Annotated in this window: 7 protein-coding genes; 2 read left to right on the top strand and 5 right to left on the bottom strand. The window is 66.6% G+C overall.

Translation table 11 applies throughout. The annotated features are described in order from the left end of the window. On the top strand, positions 1 to 289 hold a 289-nt coding region (locus AKJ13_RS29750), incomplete at its 5' end, for a hypothetical protein (protein ID WP_244471804.1). A gap of 257 nt (positions 290 to 546) precedes the next feature. Here the strand turns inward: AKJ13_RS29750 and AKJ13_RS29745 are convergent. The 3 genes from AKJ13_RS29745 to AKJ13_RS29735 form a co-directional block, all read right to left on the bottom strand. Next, the gene (locus AKJ13_RS29745; protein ID WP_082317212.1) at positions 547 to 1317 is read right to left on the bottom strand and encodes a collagen-like protein; all 771 of its coding nucleotides are present in this window, start codon (positions 1315 to 1317) and stop codon (positions 547 to 549) included. A 257-nt stretch (positions 1318 to 1574) separates the two neighbouring features. Continuing rightward, positions 1575 to 1781 carry a hypothetical protein gene (locus tag AKJ13_RS29740; RefSeq protein ID WP_050736538.1) on the bottom strand — a complete coding sequence of 69 codons (207 nt, stop codon included), beginning with the start codon at positions 1779 to 1781 and terminating at the stop codon, positions 1575 to 1577. 138 nt (positions 1782 to 1919) lie between these two features. Next, the gene (locus AKJ13_RS29735) at positions 1920 to 2408 is read right to left on the bottom strand and encodes a MucR family transcriptional regulator (RefSeq protein ID WP_050736537.1); all 489 of its coding nucleotides are present in this window, start codon (positions 2406 to 2408) and stop codon (positions 1920 to 1922) included. A gap of 643 nt (positions 2409 to 3051) precedes the next feature. On the opposite strand from AKJ13_RS29735, the gene AKJ13_RS29730 reads away from it, so the two are divergent. Then, positions 3052 to 4020 (top strand): metallophosphoesterase, encoded by a 969-nt coding sequence (locus AKJ13_RS29730; protein ID WP_064774694.1) that lies wholly within the window; start codon positions 3052 to 3054, stop codon positions 4018 to 4020. Positions 4021 to 4375: 355 nt separating this feature from the next. On the opposite strand, the gene AKJ13_RS32070 is transcribed toward AKJ13_RS29730, so the two are convergent. Both AKJ13_RS32070 and AKJ13_RS29725 read right to left on the bottom strand, forming a co-directional pair. Further along, positions 4376 to 4540: a hypothetical protein gene (locus AKJ13_RS32070; RefSeq protein ID WP_160320645.1), complete on the bottom strand. Its 165-nt coding sequence runs from the start codon at positions 4538 to 4540 to the stop codon at positions 4376 to 4378. Between the two features lie 107 nt (positions 4541 to 4647). Then, on the bottom strand, positions 4648 to 4869 hold the full coding sequence (locus AKJ13_RS29725) for a hypothetical protein (RefSeq protein ID WP_050736536.1): 222 nt from the start codon (positions 4867 to 4869) through the stop codon (positions 4648 to 4650). Positions 4870 to 4944: the final 75 nt, after the last annotated feature.

The raw sequence follows: 4944 nt of genomic DNA, 5'->3' as shown, positions 1-4944 counted from the left end.
TCGGGTTGGTGAACGATTTGCGCACCGGTCGGGCCACGCCGGGTCTGCGCGGCGGGAGGGGTCAGCCTTGGACGAGAACGATCCGCACTGGGACGCCGACCCGCTCTGGTACGACCGGGCCGAGGCGGACACGCCGCCGGGCCGGGTGGTGGAGGGTCTGGCGTATCTGGTCCTTCTGGTCCTGGCGGGTGTGGCCTGGGGGGCGCGGGTGTACCGGCTTCCGGACGCGCTGTGGTGCCGGGCGATGGACCGGCTCCGGCCAAGCACGCCCGGACCGCGCCGGTCCTGAGATCCCGTCGCGTCCGGAAGGCTCAATTCTAGCCGGCCGGTACCTGTGATTGCGGTTGCCCGACCTGGCAGCGCGAAGCTTCACGGGTCCTCTTCGTCAGCCGTCGCGATTCCGGAGTTGATGGGTTGGATGGGCCAGCATCCTATCTGACGGGTCGCCCGGTGCCGGTCCGGAATTCCCCGGCATGCGCCTCGGCGCGACGGCGTCGATGTGCCGCTCCGAAACGTGTCACGGTTGCGCCGGCCTGACGGCGGGCGTCAGCGTCGGGCGCAGATCGCCCGGGCCTTCATCGCAACCGGTATCGCGCCCATCGTGAAACAGTAGATGCTGCTCTCGTCCATCGCGGGACGCTCGCCGCCGCTGCAGGTGCCGTTCACGGCAAATTCCTCCGTGGTGCAGGTCGCGACACATCGCCCGCCCGCCGTGCAGTCCTCGACCTGCACCCGTAGCGCAATGGCGGCGCCCGGCTTGCCCTCGGGCCCGGCCGGTCCTGCAGGACCCCGCTCACCTGCCAGGCCTTTCGCACCGGTCTGCCCGATCGGTCCGGGCGGACCGACGGGACCGGCCGGGCCCGGCTCACCCTTCGCACCGCGCTCGCCTTGCGGTCCCTCGGGGCCCTGCTGACCGGCGGCACCCTGCGGACCGCGCGGGCCGACCTCGCCCTTCGATGTGTTCGCCGCCAGCATCACGGGGATCGGAGCGGACGGCACGGCCGCGGCCTGCTTCACGGCGGCAGGACGGGCGCAATAGCCGACCACCGCCTGCCGGCTGAGCGAGTCCGATTTCAGCGTCACCACGCAGGTTTCCGGATGGTAGGGGATCCGGAACGCGAAGCGGCCATCCTGATCCGCCCGCGTGTCGAACTTGTCGTCGAGGACGATCCTGGCCGCTCGGGGCGGGGCCAGGGTGCCGAAGACTCGAAGGTCGCCATTCGAGATCATCGCCATGTCCACGGCGATGTCGCCCGCGGCCTGCGCCGCGGACGCCAGGATGCAGAACCCCAAGACCAGAACCGATCGCCGAGCCATTTGGGAATCCCCCGCACCGTCCCGGCCAGGGTATAGCGGCCTGTCGCGCCGCTCTATCCGTCCATGAGGTACGTATTTCGGCGCATCTGCATGCGATTCGCACCTCGTCGTACTGCAAAGGAACCACACGGACTGCGCCGAAAGACGGGTCCGGGCATTGCTATCGGCAAAGCGGCCGACGGCGGGCGCGCCTATCCTGCGCCGGGGCCGTCAGGGCCGCCATCACAAGACGGCGCTGCCATCGTCTTAGCGCGATATCACGAGACGATATTGAGGTACCGCGCTGCGATGTAGGCGGACGCCAGCGCGACAGCGACGCCCGCCCCGCCGAGACCGATGCCGAGCCAACGGTCGAAGACGGCCGCATCGCTGTCGGCATCGCGCACCGCGCAGGAGACGCAATAGGTCGTGCCCGCCCGGATCGTCTGGCCGCAGGTCCGGCAGGTGGTACGGGCCAGCGGCATCGGTCTCTCGTTCGGCATCGAGCGGATGCAACGCGCGTTCGGTATCGGCGCATCGAATTCTAGACGCGTGCGGGCCGGGAGTCAGGAGGCGGCCGACCCGCGCCTGCGCGCTCCTCAGCCATGCCGTCGACGATCGTGTCAGGCCGTCTTCCTGCGCCCGCGTCCCTTCGCCTCGGTCCCGCTCCCGCCGTCATCGGGCTCGGCTTCGCTCGCGCCGGGTCGTCCCAACCCGATCGCCTTTGCGAGCGCGGATCGCCGTTCGGCATAGTCGGGCGCGACCATCGGGTAATCTCGCGGCAGCCCCCACTTCTCCCGGTAGCTCTCCGGCGTCAGGCCGCGACCGGTGAGATGCCGTTTCAGCGTCTTGTAGTGCTTTCCGTCCTCGAAGCTGATCAAGGCATCGCGGCTCACAGAGCGTCGGATCTCGGCAGCCGAGGGCTTCTCGACGGGGGAACTCGCAATGGGCGCAACCTCTCCCTGCGCGGCCGCCTGTATGGCTGCGTGGACGCTCATGAGTAGCTTCGGCAGGTCGGTGACCTGAACATGATTGTTAGAAACATAGGCGGCCACGATGCTCGCCGCCAAATGCCGGACATCGAGCTGCCGCGCTTCGAGATCGTCGTTCATCGCTCACTCCTGACGGCATGACTGGCATCACATCTCAGCTTCTCTACGAGGGACGCAATATTCCGTTCCGAATTTCTGAAGCGGAATTTATTGAGCGTTAACGATGCATCTCTCAGCGTGCCGAATGGCGAAGAAATCGTTAATGTACGGAAATAAATCAGTATTCGATTCAGATCGCACGGATTTTGCGGTTTATTGCATTGTTTATTCAGGTGTTATTGATGAATTTTATACGGCAGACACAAGTGAGTGCGCGAATTAATTATTGGTTCTTCGTGGCGATCAACACAGTACTTTTGATGAAGCTTCAATAAAATAAAGATAGTGATAGTTCGGATCGACAGCATTAATGTAGCGCAATGATCTACTGCATCGATATTGACATTATTGTCTACATTTCGCAACCCTGGATCAAGATAGCTCATCGAATCAGAGACAATGATTTTTGCTCACGGTGCAAGCGCCTGCTCTCGCGTGGACATCCTCGGACTCGGTTGAGGAGCCTGTCGCGAGACCTCGCCCACCGGATTGTGCCGTTCGCTCGGCGTGATCAGGCGCCCGATCCCAGCATCCCCTGGACGTGCTGCCGGACCGAATGCCGTCCTGTGCTAAGCCTGCGGCTTCCCCAACGAGTCGCCGACCGATGTTGACCCGCCGCACGCTCCTATCCCGGCCGACCTGGATCGCCGCCTGCGCGGCGGCCGGAAGTCTGGCGGGCGCGGGCTACGCGACGGCCGTCGAGCCGCACCGGGTGCAGGTCACGCGGTATCGCGTATGCCCATCCCGATGGCCGGCGGGTCTGACGATGCGGGTCGCCGTGCTCACGGATTTCCACGCCCATCCCCGCTGCATGGGCGCAGATGCGATCGCCGATGTCGTGGCACGCACCAATGCCCTGGCCCCCGATCTCACGGTGCTGCTCGGCGATTACGGCTCCCAGCATCCGGGTGCGGTCCCGTTCGAGGTGGTGGCCGATCGTCTGCGCGGCCTGCACGCGCCGAAGGGCGTCTACGCCATCCAGGGGAACCACGATTGGGGCGACGATCCTGTGGCGCTCCGGCGCGGCCACGGCCCGACGCGGGCCGAGCGCGCGCTGCGGGCGGCCGGTATCGCCGTCCTGGAAAACGCCGCCATCCGTCTCGATGTCCCCGGTCCGGTCTGGCTGGCGGGCCTCGAGAGCGAGGCGACGCCGGGCCGCGCCAAGGCACCGGATCGCCTCGACCGGCAACGGTCCGAGATCCTCGCCCAGGCTCTCCGCAACGTGCCCGCCGAGGGGGCCGTCCTCCTGCTGGCGCATGAGCCGGATCTGTTCGCGACCGGCCTCGACCCGCGGGTCGCGCTCACGCTGTCCGGCCACACCCATGGCGGCCAGGTGCGGATCCTGGGGTGGTCTCCCTGGATCCCGTCGCGCTACGGGCTGCGCTATGCGTACGGGCACATCGTCGAGGCACAGCGCGACCTGATCGTGTCGGCTGGCCTCGGCTCGCATTTTCTGGCCGGTCGGCCGTTGCGGCTCGGCGCGCCGCCCGAGATCGTGGTGGTGGATCTTGGACGTCCGGACGACGCTGAGACCGAAGCGGATGGCTTGGCCAGCCGCAGCAACGCGGTGTGATCGATCGATGGCCGGACGCTCGCGCTGTGCGGCCCTCACCACTCGATACCGTCCAATCGCATCGCAATCCGATGATAAAGTCCGATTGCGCAAAATAAGTGCAGGCTCTCCACTGTAGAGAGCGCGGAGAGCCATTATATTGCCAGATCTGCACCGATCTGTACGCCCGGTGAGGAAACGTCAAGCTTTCGCCTGCACGACATTGCATCGACGCTTTTGAGAGGACACGATCATGCACTGGACGGCCGTGATCCTCGCCGCCTACGCGGCCGGCCTGGTCGAGTTCTGGCGTCTGTGCCGCGCGGCCCCGCTGATGGCCGATGACACGCCTGTTCCGTATCCCTTCGACGCGGAGTCAGCTGAGCATCCACGTCATCGCCCAGCCTAGGATACCGATCCAGCCGACCACGACCAGCAGCACCACGACCAGGATCGCGGTCGAGCCGTGGCGCGCGAACAGACGCTGACCCAGGCTCCGTTCCTGGGTGGTCGGACTCGTGTCACGCGGTAACGTCGTCATGGGCCGAACCCTCGCTCTCCGCTGTGAAGTCCTGGGCTTTGCAGGGGGTTCCGGGGAGATTGCCGGTGAAGCCGCGCGGGGCCCCGGCATCAGGTGACGGGCGGATCTCAGGACCGACGCGGTCCGGGCGTGCTTGGCCGGAGCCGGTCCATCGCCCGGCACCACAGCGCGTCCGGAAGCCGGTACGCCCGCGCCCCCCAGGCCACACCCGCCAGGACCAGAAGGACCAGATACGCCAGACCCTCCACCACCCGGCCCGGCGGCGTGTCCGCCTCGGCCCGGTCGTACCAGAGCGGGTCGGCGTCCCAGTGCGGATCGTTCTCGTCCAAGGCTGACCCCTCCCGCCGCGCAGACCCGGCGTGGCCCGACCGGTGCGCAAATCGTTCACCAACCCGAGCCGGCCG

Source organism: Methylobacterium sp. ARG-1 (assembly GCF_001262595.1).
GTDB classification, from domain to species: Bacteria; Pseudomonadota; Alphaproteobacteria; order Rhizobiales; family Beijerinckiaceae; genus Methylobacterium; species Methylobacterium brachiatum.
The sequence above is the reverse complement of the archived record's forward strand: the minus strand, read 5'-3'. Positions and strand labels throughout refer to the sequence as shown.

Bases quoted from the DNA above. Each gene is read 5' to 3' on its own strand.
- AKJ13_RS29735 (WP_050736537.1), bottom strand. From the start codon at position 2,408: ATGAACGACGATCTCGAAGCGCGGCAGCTCGATGTCCGGCATTTGGCG.
- AKJ13_RS32070 (WP_160320645.1), bottom strand. From the start codon at position 4,540: ATGACGACGTTACCGCGTGACACGAGTCCGACCACCCAGGAACGGAGC.
- AKJ13_RS29730 (WP_064774694.1), top strand. From the start codon at position 3,052: ATGTTGACCCGCCGCACGCTCCTATCCCGGCCGACCTGGATCGCCGCC.
- AKJ13_RS29740 (WP_050736538.1), bottom strand. From the start codon at position 1,781: ATGCCGCTGGCCCGTACCACCTGCCGGACCTGCGGCCAGACGATCCGG.
- AKJ13_RS29745 (WP_082317212.1), bottom strand. From the start codon at position 1,317: ATGGCTCGGCGATCGGTTCTGGTCTTGGGGTTCTGCATCCTGGCGTCC.